The organism is Pseudomonas sp. RA_15y_Pfl2_54, assembly GCF_963971015.1.
Lineage (GTDB): Bacteria > Pseudomonadota > Gammaproteobacteria > Pseudomonadales > Pseudomonadaceae > Aquipseudomonas > Aquipseudomonas baetica_A.
On record NZ_CAXAPN010000083.1, the window covers coordinates 1 to 1718 of the forward strand.

The following is a 1718-nucleotide window of genomic DNA, read 5'->3' on the forward strand; positions in this document are numbered from 1 at the left end:
ATGAGACCTGTCGGGGCCGGCTACATCAGCGCAATGGCCGCGCAGAGCATGAGTTTGCAGCAAGCGACGCTGAGTTCGATTTGATCACGAGCTACTTTCGTGCTCCGGATGCAGATGAGGGAATCCAGATTAAAATTCACCGCTTCTGAAGGGCAGTGACACCTGAGCAAATTATCTAAAAAGTCCGCTTTTGGCCGATTGCTGCCTGTCACGAAGGGCTTCAATCGACCCATAGCTGCCGTTCATGCAGTCGTGTCCCAATAGAAATGGATGTACTCGTCTTCATACTCCGCGAACAGCGAAACGATGAACTCCGTCTTCATTGAGTACATCAATAACGCTCCGACGAAACCGGTCGACTCATGCAGCGGTTGTTTGAGCGGAGCGATCAATTCAAACGCATGATCCGCAACCATCTGATTGAAAACAGCTTCCGAGATTTCCTCAAACTGAGCGTCAGAAACGTAGCCTGGGAAATAACTTTCTCCTCCAGGCCGCCAATCCATCCATTCCGCGTGAAGCCAGAAGTTTAATCCGTTTTCGCCTTGCCGTTTGGGGGCGCGGGTTATCCTAATGATCTCCTGAGAGGCAGAGCATCGAAAGGCGATTGCTGGATAGGTGACGTAATAGAGACCGGGACAATCATTGTGCGCTGTCCAAAAAGTCAGTTGCTCACTGGAGAGTTGATCAAAGTCGCTTCTGTCGAACATGGAAGAACCTAAGATTTACGTCGCTAATGGGTAAGAGCGCCCGATAGTAGCAAAATGCTTTCAATGATGTTTATCGGGAACCGTACGCTATTGGCCGATTGCTGCCTGTCACGAAGGGCTTCAATCGACCCAATGCGGACGTTGGGTCTAGAGCTCAAAACGCGGCTGCTTGTCCTATAGCTTGGCCCCCGTTACTCATCCCATCCTAGCTCTGCGTAGGACATTTGGTCATGCTCGGGGAAGTCTGTCTGGTATTCACCCCATTCCATGAAGGAATAGTATTTGGTCATCGCCTCGAAGTGACTGTCAGCTTCGACTGTCCAGATCAGTTGGGAGTTTGCTGAAAGTAGATTGCGCGCGTCATCACCGTGAATACCTGCCAGGCAGAAAGTCTGGCAACCATCGGGTTCCAGCCAAAGTTCATGTTTCATACTCATAGCTCGTTTCTGCCCGTCTTTATGGTGTCCGGAAAGTAGATCGAATGGCCACTCTCGGCCGGTAATTGCGCGTCGGACACAAAGGCTGCTTCTGGCCGAAAGCAGACCTAAACGAACGTCTGCATTTGGCCGAAAGCAGATGTTCCCAACCGACTGTTTTGAAAAGTGGGGGACCGTTTTATTTTCTGGAGTAAATCATTCCCCTTTGAAAGCAAATCGGCACGAGTTCTCGGCTCAATGTTCGGGGGGGTGACCCAGCTCCGCGCCAAGGGCTCGCTCGATAAGCGCCTTTTTGAACGCCATCGACGCATCCTGAATCGCCTCGGCGCTCATTGGGCCTTTAACGAACTGATCAATCAGCTCTTTCGGGATCGAAGGAAACTGGGGTTTGGCCTCCGAGGCCGGTTTCTTTTTGGTCGGCATACATGCTCCTTTTCAACATGTTACGGCGTTTTTCAAGGTTGTTGTCGCGTCGCCGTCTAACTATGCCGCTCTTTTCTCGGTCTGCTGCTGCCGATCCGGGTTCAACATCACAGTGCCCATCGGCTCCCAGTTTCTTGTCTGGCCAGAC

2 protein-coding genes and 2 pseudogenes are annotated in these 1718 nt (G+C 51.5%); 1 reads left to right on the forward strand and 3 read right to left on the reverse strand.

All coding sequences use genetic code 11. From position 1 onward, the window contains the following. Positions 1 to 149 (forward strand): annotated as a pseudogene (locus tag AACY50_RS28540) (ATP-binding protein); the annotation flags it as partial. 93 nt (positions 150 to 242) lie between these two features. Here AACY50_RS28540 and AACY50_RS28545 read toward each other — a convergent pair. The 3 genes and pseudogenes from AACY50_RS28545 to AACY50_RS28555 form a co-directional block, all read right to left on the reverse strand. Beyond that, complete coding sequence (locus AACY50_RS28545; RefSeq protein WP_339434228.1) at positions 243 to 710, reverse strand: hypothetical protein; 468 nt, start codon at positions 708 to 710, stop codon at positions 243 to 245. 191 nt (positions 711 to 901) lie between these two features. Continuing rightward, entirely contained in the window at positions 902 to 1141 is a 240-nt protein-coding gene (locus AACY50_RS28550) for a hypothetical protein (RefSeq protein WP_339434227.1), read from the reverse strand. Between the two features lie 255 nt (positions 1142 to 1396). Then, positions 1397 to 1570, reverse strand: a pseudogene (locus tag AACY50_RS28555) (IS256 family transposase); the annotation flags it as partial. Positions 1571 to 1718: the final 148 nt, after the last annotated feature.